The organism is Rickettsia fournieri (assembly GCF_900243065.1).
GTDB lineage: Bacteria > Pseudomonadota > Alphaproteobacteria > Rickettsiales > Rickettsiaceae > Rickettsia > Rickettsia rickettsii.
On the sequence record NZ_LT978484.1, the window covers coordinates 523,742 to 540,840 of the forward strand.

Here is a 17,099-nt window from a genome sequence, read left to right on the forward strand (position 1 = left end):
ACGTTCGCTCGCAATGACAATGAATAAGCTTTAAATTAAAGTAATACGTTGCTCTTCTGCTTCTAGATATTTCTCTAGCTCTTCCTTAGTATATTTCTTTTCTTTAAGTTTTATTTCGTGATTAAATATATATTGTACAGCTTTATCTTCTAAGGCAGGACCTTTAAGTCCTTCAATTGCTCTAGGATTATTTTTATAAAAATCAAATATCATATTTTCCTGCCCAGGAAAATTACGTGCTTGTTGCATAATAACTTTTCTTAAATCATCAGGCTCTAATTGCAAATTTTTAGATTTTGCATATTCAGCAAGTAATAAGCCTATTCGCACACGGCGTAGGGCTAATTTATTATAATATGCTGTTATTTCTTGAGAGGATTTATCTTTCAATAATGATTCATCTTGTTCATTTTTATCGGTTTCGGACTTTAGAATATTTTTTTCTTGCTCTAATAAAGATTCCGGTACATCAAAATCTAACAATTTTTCTAACTTATCAAATAAGTTCATTTTCATTATAGTATTAATAGCTTCTTCCGACTCATTTTCTATTTGTTTAGTAAAATGTGTACGTAATTCTTCAAGGCTATTACTTTGGAATTTTTTAGCAAATTCGTCATCGATAACGGTAGGTTCTGCAGTATGTACTGCTTTAATTTGTACTACAAAACGAGCATCCTTACCTGCTAAATCTTTAGCATGGTAATTTTCAGGAAAAGTCACATTAACATCTACTTCACTACCTGTTTTAGAACCTATTAATTGTTTCTCAAAACCGGGAATAAGTGCATTACTACCTATTATTACTTTAAAATCATTTAATTTACCGTCCTCAAAAGCTTTCTCCTTGATGTACCCGATTGCATCAATAGTAACCTGATCTCCGTCTTTTATTTTTGCTTTACTTTCTTTAGTATAATTTTTTGTTAATGCGGCAAGTTTTTCTAGTTGTTCTTCAACATCTTTAGAGTTTACTTCTAATTTTGGACGGTCTAGTGAGATTTTTTTTAAATCCGGAATAGTAATTTTAGGTAATAGCTCTATTTTTACGGTAAATTCTAAAGCTTTATCGGATTCGTTTTGTAATTCTTCAATTTTGGGTCTACCGATTATATTTAGATTATGCTCTTTAATAACGTGATTTACTGAATGGTTAATTCTTCTTTCTATTATATCATTCCTGACGGAAGTACCGTATTTTTTCTTAACAATTGAAACCGGTACTTTACCGGCTCTAAAACCTGCTATTTTAACTTTTTTGGTTAAATCAAGTAATTCTTTTTGAATATCGTCATCTATCTCACTTAAAGGAGTAGAAATTCTTGCATGAAAATCCAATCCTTCGTTTTTTAATATGGTAATTCCCATTTTAATAATCCATTAATTCTGTATATAGTTTGCTAATCAAAATAAACTAAAGAGCTGCAATATGCAATAGTTTTTGTAAAATCCCATTAGGATTAGGCATTGCTAACTGTGAGTTTCGCAGAACTCACCTTTGCTGGCATATAGTCGTCTATTTTTGCAATCACTAACTATTTCGCGTTAGCACTTAATAGCAATTGAGCCATTTCCATAGCAGTAAGCTCCTGCTTCTTATAATTTTCAAGGGCTTTAATAATTTTGGATATATCAAATATCTTATCGGTATTATTAATATAATAATATTTAGCCCGATTTCCCTTTTTTATTGTATTAATGTTCGGTTCGATGTTTGATATAGTACGTAATAACCTTAATTTGTGTCTATAAATCATTATGATAATTTTTGTTCTGCTACTTTATTCTTAGTGCTAAGTAATCGTTTGTCGTTGCTTGTTTGTACTTTTCGTTTTGTTTCGTCAGGATAAGTATTAAAACAATCCATGTGGCTATTTGAGCATTACTAAATTCTTTCCCTGGATGAGCTTTAAGGAACTCAATAACTGCATTTTTACGGTCAAATTTTTTATTATAATATACCTCATTATAATTAACCGCTCTATTAGTATTATTAACATAACAATATTTAGTCAAAAGCCCTTTTTTTATTATCTTAATGTTCGGTTCTATTTTTGGTATGGTTGTAGGTAATAGCTTCTTCATTTCATTTTTATACAAAATTATCGCTATTTCTTTTGTGTTACTCATCTTGTTAACGCTCATTAATAGCTTATCGTTACTTGTTTACAATTTTCGAGCAGCCTCTTGAGAGTACGTTTCAACTATCCATACGGCTATTTGGGAAGCAGTAAATTCTTTTCCGGCATTAATCTTAAGAAACTTAATAATTGCGGATTTAAGATCAAATATCTCATAGCATTTATTATCATGATTAATTATGTTATTAATTTGTTAACATAACAATATCTAAACCAGCGTCCTCTCTTGGTTATTTTAATTTTCGGTTCTATTTTTTGTATAGCGTTCAATAGCTTATTCAATTCATTTCTATAAATCATGATAATAATTTTTCTCTTTCTTACTTTGCTTTTAAGTAATCGTTTATCATTGCTTGCTTCCTCTTTTTTCTTTGCTTCTTCAGGATAAGTATCAACTAGCCAGGTTGCTATTTTAGAAGCAGTAAACTCTTTGCCGGCATGAGTTTTAAGAGTTTAATAATTGCAGTTTTGCGGTCAAAAAAAGACATATTCGGTAATTATATTAAGTTAAAATTCATATTACTTATATTTTTTAGACATTGCTAAATTAAAGATGGATATTGTCATGAGCTAAGCGATTAGACGTAGTCGATTTTGTAGAAGTACTTTTTTCTTTTTTGTTATTGCTCGTTTGTTCTTTATCTGAGTTAACTTTAAAAGCTTAATAATTACAGCTTTGTATTGAAATTTTGCAGAAAAAATAAATTATAAATTCTTCAAAGTAAACAAATTAATTATATAGAAATAAAAAATTAATATTATAGTGGTATAAAAATACAACTATTTTTTAAATTATATAAAGATAAGGTATTTATGGGGTAACCCTTTATTTTTTAAAAAGAATTTAAATGGTTATATCTTACTTTTTTTAGAGTATATTGCAATAAACTAGATGATTTAGGAGCAAAAGCAAGTAAATAAATTGGGTATAAGATTTGTGGCGTTGTTAACCAAAGATATATATCGTTATGAGTTAAATAACTGAAAGTGTTGTTACGTGGAGGCCAAATCATCATTGCGAGGCGCGAAGCGACGTGGCAATCCAGTAAAAAATTCTGATTTACAGAATTTTTTACTGGATTGCTTCGTCGAATTACTACGTAATTCTTCTCGCAATGACGGAAAACCGATCCACGCAACAATGCCAAGCAGAATGGCATTAAGAGCATTTTTTATTAGACTGCTTCGTCAATTACTGCGTAATTTTCCTCACAATGGCGTTAAGCAATAAGATTTAAGCGTACTTCTTCGTTCAGTTCTTTAGCAGAAGATAATTCTATATCAAGTGCGGCAAATATCTGCACTAAAGCTACAGATAAATCATTGATCATTTTGTCGGTATGGGCAGGGGTTGGGATGATTCGGAGGCGTTCCGTACCTCTCGGTACGGTTGGAAAATTGATATGTTGAACGTAAATACCGTATTCATTAAGGAGCATATTTGAGGCTTTCGCCGTTTTAATCGGATCACCAATAATTATCGGCACTATATGACTTTCATTTTTCAAATAAGGTATATTAAAACGTTCAAAAGAATTTTTAAGTTTTGTAACTACTTCTTGATGTTTTATTCGTTCTTCATTCGATTCTTTAAGATGTCTAATACTATGCGTTGCAGCGGTAGAAATTACCGGCGGCAATGAAGTAGTGAAAATAAACCCTGGAGCGGTTAGTCTTATAGCGTCGACTAAATTATGGTTGCTAGTGATATAACCGCCGATAGTACCATATGCTTTGGCAAGCGTCCCTTGAATAATATCGATTTGATCACTACAATTAAGAAGCTCGGCAATACCGCCACCCTGTTTACCGTATAAACCGACCGTATGAACTTCATCGATAAAGGTTAAAGCATTATATTTTTTGGCTAAGTTGATTATATCTTTGATAGGTGAGAAAAAACCGTCCATAGAGTAAGCCGATTCAAAAACAACAATTTTAGGTCTATTAATATCGACTGATTGTAAAAGCTCTTCTAGATGCTTAACGTCTAAATGTCTATATATATATTTCTCGGCTCTTGAACTTGTAATCCCTGCAATTATTGATGCGTGATTTAGCTCATCGGAGAAAAATACTATATCCGGCATGATTTTAGCAAGACTTGCAAGCGTTGTATCATTTGCAACAAAACCGGATGTAAAAACTAAAGCTGCTTGCTTTTTGTGTAAATTTGCAAGTTCTTTTTCAAGCTCAAGAATGGCTATATTATTACCGCCGATATTGCGAGTTCCACCTGATCCAACACCGTATTTTAGCAAGGCATCTATAGAAGCGTGCATTACTTTTGCATGTTTACTCATACCCAAATAGTCATTAATGCACCACATAACTATTTGTTTATTAGCGTGTTCTGCAAAAGGAAAATTATCGGCTTGTCTTTTTAAGGCCTTAAATTCTCGATATCTTCCTTCGCTTTTGATCTTATCTATATGTTTGCTAAATATAATATCGTAATAAGACATTTTCTCGATGTCATTCCCACGTAGGCGGGAATTCATTTTATTAATTATAAAATTCTATAATCAGATATTTTGAATGTTCTTTCTGGATTCCCGCCTACGCGGGAATGACATCGAACAGAACAATACTTCTAAACTCACGTTTGCAACTATTCTACATTAAAATTAAAAAAGTTTAAAGGTATAATATGGCTTTTTGTACAATATCGTTTAATCTCTTTGAAAATGCACCTGTATCAGCAACCGGTTCACCCTCTAAAATACAGGCTTGATCAAATATTAGATTAACCAATTCTTCATTATTTTTATTATTTGCTTTTAAGTCGTTAAAGATTTTCTCTATGATTTTATTTTTAGGGTTTAACTCTAGATTTTTAGCTGAGGCATTAGCTATTTGTTTCTGTTCAATCAAAAATCTCTCCATACGAATATCCATAGCAGCGTCGCTAACGGCAAGACAAGCAGGACTTGAAGTAAGTTTTTTAGAGATCTTAACTTCTTTTACCAACTCCCCTAGTGTCTCTTTAAAATAATCTGTTAGCAATTTATATTCATCATCGGATTTTTTACTATCTGTGTTTTTCTCCTCAGATTGTGAAGTAGTTTGCTCTACATCGATATCGCTTCTTGTCGCTGATTTAATAGCATGTTCTTTATATTTGCTATTAACATTTACCCAAAAATCATCCACTGTATCGGTAAAAAGTAATACATCGATTTTTTTACTTAACAACCCTTCGATTTGTGGGCTTGAAAGTAATTTATCGGGGTTATCACCGCTTAAATAATATATAGTACTCTGCCCTTCTTTAAAATTCGCTATATATTCGTCAAGGCTGATCATTTTATTATGCAAGGCACTTCTGAATATGCATACCTCTAATAATTTTTCATGGTTGGTAGTAGCCTCACATAAACCCTCTTTTAAAGCACCGCCGAAATTAGCCCAAAACTTATTATATTCTTCAGGTGATTCCTCTTTCTTTTTTCTAAGCTCGCCAAGCACTCTTTTTGTAATAGCATTTTTGATTTTCTCAAGCACGCTATTATGCTGCAGTGATTCACGGCTAATATTTAGTGGTAAATCTTCTGAATCAACCACGCCTCGTAAAAATCTTAAATATGATGGGATTAAATCTATATTCTCATCAGATATAAATACTCTTTTTATATATAATTTTACTCGCCTTTTGCGATCAGGGTGGAATAAATCAAATGTTTTGCTTGATGGAATGAAAAGTAGGTTAGTAAATTCTATAGCTCCCTCGTTTTTATTATGCATAGTTATCCAAGGGGCATCAATGGCATAAGATAGGCTTTTGTAGAATTCTTTATATTGTTCTTCCGTAATTTCCGATTTCGGTCTTGTCCATAATGCAGAAGCTGAATTAAGCTGGATTTCATTATTACCAGCTTCATCAAAGAAATATATCGGTACTGCTATGTGATCGGAATAGCTTTTAACGATGTGTTTTAATCTAAAATGATCAAGGAATGTATCTTCTTCCTTTTTGATGTGTAAAACGATTTCCGTGCCTCTTGTGAACTCTTTATCTGAATTTGAGACAGTATATTCACCAAGCCCGTCTGATTCCCAAATATGGACTTTATCTTCCCCAGCTTTTCTTGAGGTTACAGTCACTTTATCGGCTACCATAAAGCTTGAATAAAATCCAACACCAAATTGACCGATTAGCATATTGTCTTTTTTAGAATCACCGGATAGGCTTTTAAGAAAATTTGCCGTACCCGATCTTGCAATAGTACCGAGATTTTCAATTAAATCGTCTTTATTCATGCCGATGCCGTTATCACGGATAATGATTTGTCCGTTATCTTTATCGACTTTAACTGTAATTTTAAAATTGCTATCGCCAGCTACTAATGCACTATTACTTTGAGATAAATAACGTAATTTATCACAAGCATCCGAAGCATTGGAAATTAACTCCCTCATAAAAATCTCTTTATTACTATAAAGAGAGTGAATCATTAAATTTAAAATCTTGCCAACCTCGGCATCAAATTTCTTTTTTTCTTGTATCATAATTATTCTAGTTAATAAATTATTTTTTCGTCATATGACTGCTTATGTCATTCCTGCGGAAGCAGGAATCTAGAAAATAATAAATATAAACTGGATTCCTGCCTATGCGGGAATGACATTGGAAGTCTAGCAACAACTGCACCTTATTTAATATAGGAATTAATAATCAAATTTAAATAGTCTTCATTAATATTTTTTATCAATATCGTTTTTAAGCTATGAGTATGACCTTTAATAATTTCGATATTACTACGTGATAATTTCCATTCTTTTGCTAAATAATTTATGATTTCTTCATTCGCTTTACCTTGTTTCGGTATTGCTTTTATAGATAATTTTAGATATGGGATATTATTAATAATTACAAAATTGCTAATTAGATTTTGTTTAGAATTAGGCTTTACTTTAAAACTAAGTAAAGCCTGATGTGAAGAAGAATTGTAATTGTAGAATTTATCCATGAATATTTTTTATCATATTTGCTTATTATTTTTAATAAAAAAAGAATCCTTGAAAAACTTTGCTTAAACTGATATAACGTTTACCATAAATGTTTAGCACCCTTAGCTCAGCTGGATAGAGCAACAGATTTCTAATCTGTGGGTCAGAGGTTCGAATCCTTTAGGGTGCGCCATTCTGCATTTCTCGGTATTTCTACAAACGTATCAAACCGCAGATGCAGCATAAAATCAAGCTTTTGACCGTTTAACTGAATATTAATTGTCTTTCACCAAGTCTCTAAACTAAGCAGCTTTTCTCTTTCTTCTAAATAGTAAATTTATCACCTTATAAAACGAAATATAAAAATATTTCTCAAGTTTATTAATTAAAGCTTTAATTTCTTTTGTGTTAACTAATATTTAATAATCATGATATCACAAGTATCGCTCCATATGTAGACATAAATATGCAAATTTGCTTAATGGAGCTAATAATGGATTAAAAGAAGAAATGATTATTAATACCCTCACAGAACTATCATCAGACCATTCTGGTGTAATGCTTAATTTAAAACCGAGTAATAACGAAAAAGAGTTTAAAGAAAAATTAGAAAAGATTATTAATACTTATGAAAAAGGGAAGGCAAATCCTGAAATCAAAAAAGAATTAGAGAATCTAGATATATGGTGCACAGAAACAGCTAAAAAAGATAATTTGCATGTTTTTAAAAATATTGGACAAGTTATAAAACATAGTTTTAAAGCTTTGGCTAACATAGGAAATAAAGAAGCTTTCAAAAAAAGCTTTCAAAAAAGAACAGAAAGAAGTAGGTATTTATATGGATGCTATAACACATGCTAATAAAAATACTAAACAAACACTAGAACGCATAAGGGCTACTATTAACAAACATAAATCTCCCCTTCTTCATTTCTTATTACTACTCCCAAGAATATATCGCAAAAAAGCAAGCGAGGATCTGTAGAAAGATAAATAATAATTACTCGAAGCTGGTAAATGTATCGATAATCGTCCACTAGGGTATGCCATTAACCGAAAACCAACAAGCCGCCTTAATCTCGTTTATTTTCAACTGCGGGGCTGGGGTATTTCAAGCATCAACATTGCGGCAAAAGCTAAACCGAGGTGAATATGCAAACGCTGCTAACGAGTTACTGCGATGGATGTGTGCTAAAGGCGGTCTTAAGCTGCAAGGCTTAGTGAAACGTCGGCAACATTATAGATTATAATTATTACTAATTATTAAACTTCTGATTATTTCCTGTAATTCTCTAATAATACGCAATTTTATAATTTTTGCTGAGTGTCTTAAACTAAGAGATATTACAGGAAACCTGCTATAAATATTTATCAATTAAGCAGACATCACCGGAGAAGGAGCAAAAGATTTTGTCGGATAATTTCCATTTGCTTTCTCCAATTTTTCAAAATGAAATATACCAAATCCAATACTTGTTGGAATCATAATAATTAATACTCCCCAGTTTCCAAAGGTTTTTATTAAATGAGGAAAACCAAAAGAGCTAATAACATACATACAAGCAGCTGATACAGCATATGTAAATGTTACGGAAGTAAAGCGTTTAAAGATTGGAAAATGTCTAAAACAATTTGGTACAGCCGGCATAACATTAAGGGCAAAAGCCATGATAAGTGCTTGAATATAAATTAATAATATTTCCTAATGCCTAATTACAAATCAGAGGAATATCTAATATATTAGACCAAACTTTATCCCAACCTTTTGCATGAGAAATATTAGGAAAAGTTTGCTTTTTTACACACGGTGAGTTACTTGTTTTTACGTAAAGTGCTGCTATGAAATGCGGGACTCTTTTGTCATCCATACCGGAGAGATGTAATTGAGGGATATTATTAACCTGTTTTGCATAATTTATCGGGTTTAAGGATTTAACTAAGTAACCACGATAATTATGATATTTATCAAACTTTTTAGTATCTAAATTACCGGCAATCGTTATAATATCTTTAACATTACTATTTTGAGCGGCAATTAATATTGTAAGCCCGCCGCCACCGGAGAAGCCGACTAAGCTAAATTTTTGTCCGTTATTGATAATATTTATGACATTGTTAATTGAATCTACGACTTCCTGCCCCATTCTTTTATCTAACCAATAATCGCTAATGCATTTTGAGTTCATTTCTAAAGGAGTATATTGGCAAGGTCTTGCTATATAAACAATGTTCGGTCTTTTATCCATTGTAGCAAGCTTTAAGAGCATAGGATTAACGGGAGTAGGGTTGTCGGAATTAGCAGATCCATCCGTAAGATGTCCATCTCCCTCAATATAGAATACAAAAGGTAGGTTACGGTCGGTAATACGCTGATAAGTCGTAAGAGTAAAATCACCACCGTTTACTAGCCTCATCTGAAAGTTATTTTGAGTTGCTATATATTGCGAATGCTTTACCCTGCTAGCTACATCATGAGTAGTAGAACACCCTGAAAGAAATATTGGTATTAAAAATATTATTGCCCAAATAAAATTTTTCATAACAATTTTGATTAAAACGGTATTTCGTCGTCTAAGTCGCTATGATCAAAGGAATGATTTTTAGTTTCAGGATGTTTATATTCGCTATGCCCTGAATCTTGAGTATGATTATTAGAGTTTTTACTATCTAATAATATTAATTGTGAATTAAAGTTTTGTAACACAACTTCCGTGGTATATTTTTCTTGACCTGAATTATCATTCCACTTACGGGTTTGCAATGAACCTTCAATATATAATTTGCTACCTTTTGTGACATAGCGTTCTACAACAGATACTAACCCTTCACTAAATATCACTACTCTATGCCATTCAGTTCGTTCTTTTCGTTCACTGGTAATGCGATCTTTCCAAGTTTCGGTTGTTGCTAAGGAAAGATTAATGATTTTTTTCCCTTCGCCCGTAGTTCTCATTTCCGGATCACGCCCTACATTACCTATTAATATTACTTTATTTAAACTACCTGCCATAGATTACTACCTACTTTAAAATATTATTATTGCAATAATAAAATAAAAGCGCCTATAATACTACAGGTTTTTTAAAAAATATCTCAAAAATTTTGTAGTGAAGTGATTATGAACCAAGAATATATTAAGGTACGCGGTGCTAAAGAGCATAATCTAAAAAATATAAATGTTAATATTCCAAGGAATAAATTTGTTGTTATCACCGGTCTTAGCGGTTCAGGCAAGTCTTCTTTAGCGTTTGATACTATTTATGCAGAAGGTCAAAGGCGATATGTTGAAAGTTTATCTTCATATGCAAGGCAATTCTTACATTTACAAAATAAACCTAATGTAGAATCTATTTCCGGATTATCGCCTGCTATTGCAATTGACCAAAAAACTACTTCCAAAAATCCACGTTCTACGGTTGGAACTATAACGGAAATTTACGATTATCTTAGGTTATTATATGCAAGGGTGGGTATTCCTTACTCTCCGGCAACCGGTCTTCCGATACATAGCCAAACAGTTTCCGAGATGGTAGATATAATTAACGAACTACCTAAGGGTACGCAAATATATTTACTCGCTCCTATTGTTAGAGGACATAAGGGTGAGTTCAAGCGTGAAATTATGAGTTTGAAAAAGCAAGGCTTTCAGAAATTAATAGTTAACGGGGAAGTTTGCGAAATTGATGATTTACCGAAACTTGATAAAAATAAGAAGCATAATATAGAAGTGATCGTTGATAGAATAGTTCTAGACGAAAGTTTAGGTAATAGACTTGCAGATAGCTTAGAGAGTTCATTAAATCTTGCCGAGGGTATTACTTATTTGGAAATTGTAGAATTACCGCCGGCAGTTAAGAGCGAGTTTGAAAAAAATCAGCGTATTACTTTTTCCGAGCAATATTCTTGTCCGGTATCGGGTTTTCAGCTTACTGAAATAGAGCCTCGAATCTTTTCTTTTAATAGCCCTTTTGGAGCATGTCCTAAATGTGAAGGGATAGGTAAGGAGTTTTTCTTTGATAGAGATTTAATAGTTCCGGATCAAAGAATTGCTATTAAAGACGGTGCAATAGTGCCTTGGGGTAGTACAGCTTCTAAATTTATCCTAGAGACATTAAAGGCTCTTGCTGATCATTATAAATTTTCTATTGAAGTACCTTTTGTAAGTTTATCACAAAATGTTAAGGATATTTTATTTGAAGGTTCAGGAGAAGAGGCAATAAAGTTTGAATTTCACGATGGTTCTAAAACGCAAATAATAAAACAACCTTTTGCCGGTATAATACCAAGTTTGCAAGAAAAGGACCGTACTATAGAATCGGTTTTAATTAAAGAAGAACTAGCTAAATTTAAGTCAGAGCATAAATGTACTGCTTGTTCAGGGTTTAGATTAAAAGACGAAGCATTATGCGTTAAAATAGCAAATTTTCATATAGGCGAAGTAGCAGGTATGAGTATTGCAGCCTTGCAAAAATGGTTTAGTCACTTAGAAGAAAAATTAAATAAAAAGCAATTATTTATTGCTGAGCGTATACTCAAAGAAATTACCGAGAGATTAAAATTTCTTATGAATGTCGGGCTTGATTATCTAACGTTATCACGAGAAGCAGGTACTTTATCGGGGGGGGAAAGTCAGCGTATTCGTCTTGCATCTCAAATAGGTTCAGGACTGAGTGGTGTTTTATATGTACTTGATGAGCCGTCTATTGGTCTTCATCAACGAGATAATACAAGATTAATTGAGACACTAAAAAGGCTTAGAGATTTGGGTAATACCGTTTTGGTAGTCGAGCATGATGAAGAAACAATATATGAAGCAGACCATATTATTGATATAGGACCGGGAGCCGGTATTCACGGCGGTCGTGTTATTGCGGAAGGAAATGCTGAAGAAATAAAGAATTTTGAAGAAAGTATCACAGGTAGGTATCTAAGCGGTCGTCAAACAATCAAAGTGCCGTCTGAAACAAGAGTAGGGCATGATAATAGGGCAATTGAATTACTTGGGGCGGTTTCCAACAATTTAGATAATGTTGATATCAAAATTCCGCTTGGTACTTTTACCGCTATAACGGGAGTATCGGGAAGCGGTAAATCAAGTTTGATGATTCATACTCTATATAAAGCGGCTCTAAAGCATTTAGAGCCAACTAGCAAAGTATTTCCCGGCAAATATAGAGAGTTAAAAGGACTTGAATATATTGATAAAATTATCGATATTAATCAATCTCCGATAGGTAGAACTCCTCGTTCAAACCCTGCGACTTATACAGGTGCCTTTACCCATATTAGGGATTGGTTTGTGGAATTACCTGAATCAAAAGCTAGAGGGTATAAAGTAGGCAGATTTTCGTTTAACGTTAAAGGCGGTAGATGTGAAGCATGCCAAGGTGACGGGCTAATAAAAATAGAGATGCATTTCCTACCTGACGTATATGTAAAGTGTGATATTTGTAACGGTCACAGATATAATAGAGAAACGCTTGAAATAAAATATAAAGGTAAATCTATTGCCGATATTTTGATGATGACTGTAGAAGATGCGATGCAGTTTTTTGAAAAAATACCGTTAATCTATGAAAAATTAATTACCTTAAATGAAGTGGGTCTAGGCTATATTAAAATCGGTCAGTCTGCTACTACTCTTTCAGGTGGTGAAGCACAACGCGTTAAGCTTGCTAAAGAATTATCAAGACGTTCAACCGGTAAAACGCTTTATATACTTGATGAACCGACTACGGGATTACATATAGACGATATTAATAAATTGTTAAAAGTGTTACATAAACTTGTTGATATGGGAAATACTGTTTTAGTTATCGAGCATAATTTAGATGTTATAAAAACTGCAGATTATATTATTGACGTCGGTCCTGAAGGTGGCGACAAAGGCGGTAAGATAGTTGTATGTGGCACCCCTGCCGACATCGCTGCCTGTGAGGAAAGCCATACCGGTAGATGTTTAAAGCAATATTTGGTGTGATCTAATATAAATAGCAAGTTACTCTATATAATTTGCTATTTGATGTATTTCTAAATTATCCTTAACACTCATCCCTTGATTTCGTTAAGAAAAATTAATCTAATTCTTGCTATTTTCTAAAAAATTATCATATTTTGTGGTTATTACCATGTTTTATGGTTTTCTGTAGAATAATTATAAAAGAAGAAATTAATTTAGAAAAGGCCATAACAACCTTAGAAGAAAATGCTAAAAGTAATACCATGACTTTAAAAAAAGCTGGAATAAACCAAGACGATGCTGAAATATTATTGGCAAATATTCATTTATTATATAAAGAGGGCTTTAATAAAAAGTCTAGTTATACATTAAAAGAATTATTAGAAAATAATTTTGATCAATTAAATACTAATGATGTTTTTGAAAAAATACATAAGCAATATTTAAGTACAAATACACGCCTTAAAAAAATCTTATTAGTAAAGAACTATGTAAGGAAGTATTGCCATATTGTCGAAAATCGCTGACTTATATACGGAGAATGGCGGTTTAAATTCTTTAGAAATGGCTAAAAAATTATCTACTTACTTTGGAAATTTAGACGATATAAAAAGTTACTTAAAAACTGTTAATTATGATACAAAAGCAACAATAGAATTGAGTTTTCAATTTAATTTACCACAAACATTGTCTTCCAAAACATTAGAATTTTTTCAAATTTTAAATAAATCTGGAAGAGACTCATTATATATTTTCAGTAATGCACACTTACTGGAAAAAACTGAAAAATTTCAAAAAATTCTTAAAGAAAATAAATTAAATGATTTTCAGCAGATAACTAAAAATGATTTAAATAATTAGTAAATCAAGTAACTGAAATAGTAATTAAAGAATCTTATAAGTACAACGAAGAAGAATTATCAGAAGAAAATAAATTACATGCAAAAAATTTAGCTAATTTTTCTTTAAAAGGAAAACTAGATAATAATAGTTTTCAAAAAGCATTGAACTTTATAAAAGAATATTATATGTCTGATATTAATTTTGATATAGAGGTAAAAGGCAAAAAGTATAATTTTTCTAAATTACCTGCCGATGATATGAAAGGTTTTATGCTTGGTAAATTTAGTAATTCTTGCCAATCTATAGGACATGATTCCGAAAGATGTGTTTTAGACGGTATGAGTAAAGCAAATGCCGGTTTTTATATAATTACGGATGATAAAGGAAATATAAGAGCTCAGTCATATGCTTGGCTTGCTGGAGAGGGAAAAAAGAATGAAAAAGCCACTTCTATGGTACTAGATTCATTTGAGCATTTAGGGAAAGAAGATAAATTATTATTTGTACCTATAATGGGACTGTTGCGAGATAATTTTTAATAGTAAAATGAGAGGAAAACAGATAAATAAATATTTAGCTCTGTCCAAATATTTTTAAAAAGAAATTCTGTTTAATATTGAGATAAAATTTATTCAATAGTATAGTAATTTAATAGAGATTTGTTTACAGAGTTAGGATTTTTATTAACAAATTTCTCTAAGCTATTAAAGTTGTTAAAACCACTAATCGTTTTAAATTAAAACATATGGCATTCATAAATTCAGAGAATTGATTTTTGGCAATTCCTATATATCTAACCCGTTTATTATCTTTTGAAAATACCCTCTCAAAAGGTGCTCTGATTTTCGTATAATATTTATCAAGGTCAAAATTCTTATCTTTCATATTATTTTTCTTTATTGAGCAAAGATGGAACCCCTTTTTAGCTGCTGCATTCTTGGCAGAGATTGTACAATAACCTTTATCAACATATGTAGCACCGGAGCTTGGCATAACATGCTTAAAACCTTTGCTATCAGTAACATTTGCAGGGGTAACTGCAACCTTATTGATCATTCCTGATTGAATATCGACACTCACATGTTTTTTATAACCATACCAAAATTTATTTGCTCCCTTACAGCCAATTTTAGCTTGTTTATCCTTTACAACCTTAGGCAGAGTCTCATTATTCAATTTATCATATTTTTGTGTTCTTAGTTTATCACGTTCCTCCCAAAGATTAGCTTTTGAGATTAAATGAGAAGCATCTACAAAGGTAAATACTTCACCCATATAGCCTTGTGCTCGTAGTTGATCTCGGAATTTTACAAATATTTTTGATAGTAAATTAGTGCCTATTTTTTTACGTATTTTACTAAATACACTATAATCAGGCGTCTTCTCTGTAAGAGCAAAATCACAAAACCATTTTGCCGCTGTGCTATCAGCTAAATAACGTTCCAATTCCCGATCCGATAAGTCTTCCATAAATTGCAGCAGCAAACATTTAAACAGCCTCACTATACCATAGCCTTTATAGTTAGCTTCGCATTCTACTGCTAATAACTCAGCTTCAACTGCTTTAAAATTGAATAAACTTTTGAATTTACGATATTGATGATCCACACTTATTAACTCATCTAAACTTACCATTATCATTTGATACTCAGACATATGAACATATTTTTTGTTTTTTTTAATTATACCTGCTATCCTCTCATCTCGCAACAGTCCCATTTTAGATGCATTAATATTGAAATATAAATCTGAATTAATATGATAAGATTTATAACTATACCGGATTTTGCGGATTATCAAGTTACTTTGAAATTAATGGAAGATTACGTTAACAAAGTAATTAGTGATCATGAGCCGGAAATTATTTATTTAGTTGAACATTCGGCAGTATATACAGCTGGTACTAATTATAAACAAGAAGAATTATTAAATTACGGTGATATTCCGGTAATTTACACAGGACGTGGCGGTAAATTTACTTTTCATGGACCGGGTCAGCGTGTTATTTATCCAATTCTTAATTTAGCTTCACCAAATCGACACAAAGATTTAAAGCTATATATAAAAATGCTTGAAGAATGGATTATAAATAGCTTAAATTATTTTGGAATTAAAGCATATATTATTAAAGATAAAGTAGGAATTTGGGTAAAAGTAAGGAAAGATGAATTTGCTAAAATTGCTGCAATAGGTGTTAGAGTAAGAAAATGGGTTACATATCACGGTGTAGCTATAAATATTTCAACAGATTTAAGTAAGTTTAGTGGGATTATTCCTTGTGGACTTGAAAATTCTTTAGTAACATCTTTAAATCAGTTAGGGATTCATGTTGAAATGTCTGAATTTGATAAAATTATTCAAACTGAATTTAATAAAATATTTAAATGATCAGAAAATTTTTACTCACAATTTTTGCTCTTTGGGTCGGTGGTTTTGGTTATTATTTATATTTAATAAATTCTTATAAGCTTAATAGTAATACCACTAATGCAATAATAGTGTTTGCAGGAGGAGGACATAAAATTGAAACCGGTATTGCTTGGCTTAAGGCAGGCTATGCACCTATATTATTTATTACTGGTATAGAATCTACAGAGCAATTAAAAAATTTGTTAAAGGAACGTAATGTTATAGAACAGCAGGTAATATTTGCTCCGAATAAAATAATGTCTGAAGAAGATAATATTAAGAAAGCGGTTGATTTTATTGTAACTTACAATCTTACTTCAATAATTTTAGTAGAGCATAATTATAATATGCCTTTTATGCTAAATAAGCTTGAAAAAGCGATTTCTTCTTCTAATAATATCTATATAGTACCATATCCTGTTTTTTCCAAACAAAAATATGATGTGTTATTAAAATCCTATCATCGTTATTTAATGAGTATACTCGTTTAATTTGCTTCTTTACTCTTTTCCAGTACAATATTTTAGAACGGCTACGCCAAATAATGCAGAAATTAAAGAGCCTATTATTACTGCAGCTCTTATAGAGTTTGAAGGGCAGCTGCTCTCAAACGTAATACTACCTATAAATAAACTTTAAATCCAATCCCTCCAAGTATAGCTATAGAATAAAATTTTAACCATGAAGTATCACTTGGTAAATTACAGAGTTTAATTTTACAAATGGATATGAAAATAGCATAATACCTAATTGCTTACCTACAAATAAACCAAATATTATCCCATAAATTAAAGGGA

18 protein-coding genes, 1 tRNA gene and 2 pseudogenes are annotated in these 17,099 nt (G+C 31.6%); 10 read left to right on the plus strand and 11 right to left on the minus strand.

From position 1 onward, the window contains the following. Window positions 1-30 precede the first annotated feature (30 nt). The 6 genes from tig to C4Q30_RS05865 form a co-directional block, all read right to left on the minus strand. Window positions 31-1,368, minus strand: coding sequence for a trigger factor (gene tig / locus C4Q30_RS05835; RefSeq protein WP_103897468.1), 1,338 nt, complete (start codon window positions 1,366-1,368; stop codon window positions 31-33). 167 nt (window positions 1,369-1,535) lie between these two features. Continuing rightward, on the minus strand, window positions 1,536-1,757 hold the full coding sequence (locus C4Q30_RS10520; RefSeq protein ID WP_103897469.1) for a hypothetical protein: 222 nt from the start codon (window positions 1,755-1,757) through the stop codon (window positions 1,536-1,538). Window positions 1,758-1,776: 19 nt separating this feature from the next. Further along, window positions 1,777-2,085 (minus strand): hypothetical protein, encoded by a 309-nt coding sequence (locus C4Q30_RS05845; protein WP_209445238.1) that lies wholly within the window; start codon window positions 2,083-2,085, stop codon window positions 1,777-1,779. A gap of 1,276 nt (window positions 2,086-3,361) precedes the next feature. Beyond that, on the minus strand, window positions 3,362-4,606 hold the full coding sequence (hemA, locus tag C4Q30_RS05855; RefSeq protein WP_103897470.1) for a 5-aminolevulinate synthase: 1,245 nt from the start codon (window positions 4,604-4,606) through the stop codon (window positions 3,362-3,364). 172 nt (window positions 4,607-4,778) lie between these two features. Continuing rightward, window positions 4,779-6,650 carry a molecular chaperone HtpG gene (htpG, locus tag C4Q30_RS05860; protein ID WP_103897471.1) on the minus strand — a complete coding sequence of 624 codons (1,872 nt, stop codon included), beginning with the start codon at window positions 6,648-6,650 and terminating at the stop codon, window positions 4,779-4,781. Window positions 6,651-6,793: 143 nt separating this feature from the next. Further along, window positions 6,794-7,111 (minus strand): A1G_07140 family DUF167 domain protein, encoded by a 318-nt coding sequence (locus tag C4Q30_RS05865; RefSeq protein WP_103897472.1) that lies wholly within the window; start codon window positions 7,109-7,111, stop codon window positions 6,794-6,796. 96 nt (window positions 7,112-7,207) lie between these two features. Here C4Q30_RS05865 and C4Q30_RS05870 point away from each other — a divergent pair. The 3 genes from C4Q30_RS05870 (at window position 7,208) to C4Q30_RS05885 (ending at window position 8,341) form a co-directional block, all read left to right on the plus strand. After that, window positions 7,208-7,284: transfer RNA gene (locus C4Q30_RS05870), tRNA-Arg, on the plus strand. 281 nt (window positions 7,285-7,565) lie between these two features. After that, window positions 7,566-7,952, plus strand: a complete 387-nt coding sequence (locus C4Q30_RS05880; RefSeq protein ID WP_103897473.1) for a hypothetical protein — start codon at window positions 7,566-7,568, stop codon at window positions 7,950-7,952. A 182-nt stretch (window positions 7,953-8,134) separates the two neighbouring features. After that, window positions 8,135-8,341 (plus strand): lysozyme, encoded by a 207-nt coding sequence (locus C4Q30_RS05885; protein ID WP_103897474.1) that lies wholly within the window; start codon window positions 8,135-8,137, stop codon window positions 8,339-8,341. Between the two features lie 125 nt (window positions 8,342-8,466). Here the strand turns inward: C4Q30_RS05885 and C4Q30_RS05890 are convergent, their stop codons facing one another. From C4Q30_RS05890 to C4Q30_RS05900, 3 genes are read right to left on the minus strand one after another with little or no spacing between them, the layout of a single operon-like run. Then, complete coding sequence (locus C4Q30_RS05890) at window positions 8,467-8,760, minus strand: hypothetical protein (protein ID WP_103897475.1); 294 nt, start codon at window positions 8,758-8,760, stop codon at window positions 8,467-8,469. A gap of 40 nt (window positions 8,761-8,800) precedes the next feature. Then, window positions 8,801-9,631, minus strand: a complete 831-nt coding sequence (locus C4Q30_RS05895; RefSeq protein ID WP_103897476.1) for an alpha/beta hydrolase family protein — start codon at window positions 9,629-9,631, stop codon at window positions 8,801-8,803. 11 nt (window positions 9,632-9,642) lie between these two features. Then, the gene (locus C4Q30_RS05900) at window positions 9,643-10,101 is read right to left on the minus strand and encodes a single-stranded DNA-binding protein (protein WP_014014871.1); all 459 of its coding nucleotides are present in this window, start codon (window positions 10,099-10,101) and stop codon (window positions 9,643-9,645) included. Window positions 10,102-10,209: 108 nt separating this feature from the next. Between C4Q30_RS05900 and uvrA the strand changes: the two genes are divergently transcribed. From uvrA to C4Q30_RS05920, 4 genes and pseudogenes are all read left to right on the plus strand, one after another. Further along, on the plus strand, window positions 10,210-13,071 hold the full coding sequence (uvrA, locus tag C4Q30_RS05905) for an excinuclease ABC subunit UvrA (protein WP_103897477.1): 2,862 nt from the start codon (window positions 10,210-10,212) through the stop codon (window positions 13,069-13,071). A gap of 155 nt (window positions 13,072-13,226) precedes the next feature. Further along, window positions 13,227-13,577 carry a hypothetical protein gene (locus tag C4Q30_RS09870; protein WP_245207510.1) on the plus strand — a complete coding sequence of 117 codons (351 nt, stop codon included), beginning with the start codon at window positions 13,227-13,229 and terminating at the stop codon, window positions 13,575-13,577. Further along, window positions 13,561-13,911, plus strand: a complete 351-nt coding sequence (locus C4Q30_RS05915; RefSeq protein WP_103897478.1) for a hypothetical protein — start codon at window positions 13,561-13,563, stop codon at window positions 13,909-13,911. The genes C4Q30_RS09870 and C4Q30_RS05915 overlap by 17 nt, the downstream gene beginning before the upstream one ends. 167 nt (window positions 13,912-14,078) lie before the next feature. Further along, window positions 14,079-14,348, plus strand: a pseudogene (locus tag C4Q30_RS05920) (hypothetical protein); the annotation flags it as partial. A 241-nt stretch (window positions 14,349-14,589) separates the two neighbouring features. On the opposite strand, the gene C4Q30_RS05925 reads toward C4Q30_RS05920, so the two are convergent. Then, window positions 14,590-15,612: a transposase gene (locus tag C4Q30_RS05925; protein WP_209445172.1), complete on the minus strand. Its 1,023-nt coding sequence runs from the start codon at window positions 15,610-15,612 to the stop codon at window positions 14,590-14,592. A 39-nt stretch (window positions 15,613-15,651) separates the two neighbouring features. Here C4Q30_RS05925 and lipB point away from each other — a divergent pair, with 39 nt between their 5' ends. The 3 genes from lipB to C4Q30_RS08855 are packed head-to-tail and all read left to right on the plus strand — an operon-like array spanning window position 15,652 to window position 16,941. Further along, complete coding sequence (gene lipB, locus C4Q30_RS05930; RefSeq protein ID WP_103897480.1) at window positions 15,652-16,281, plus strand: lipoyl(octanoyl) transferase LipB; 630 nt, start codon at window positions 15,652-15,654, stop codon at window positions 16,279-16,281. Beyond that, window positions 16,278-16,793, plus strand: coding sequence for a YdcF family protein (locus C4Q30_RS05935; protein ID WP_103897481.1), 516 nt, complete (start codon window positions 16,278-16,280; stop codon window positions 16,791-16,793). Before lipB ends, C4Q30_RS05935 begins: the two co-directional genes overlap by 4 nt. A 1-nt stretch (window position 16,794) precedes the next feature. Then, window positions 16,795-16,941 (plus strand): hypothetical protein, encoded by a 147-nt coding sequence (locus C4Q30_RS08855; protein ID WP_198913042.1) that lies wholly within the window; start codon window positions 16,795-16,797, stop codon window positions 16,939-16,941. Here the strand turns inward: C4Q30_RS08855 and C4Q30_RS05945 are convergent. Further along, window positions 16,925-17,094: pseudogene (locus C4Q30_RS05945) on the minus strand (Na+/H+ antiporter NhaA); the annotation flags it as partial. The gene C4Q30_RS08855 and the pseudogene C4Q30_RS05945 overlap by 17 nt on opposite strands. Between the last annotated feature and the right edge of the window lie 5 nt (window positions 17,095-17,099).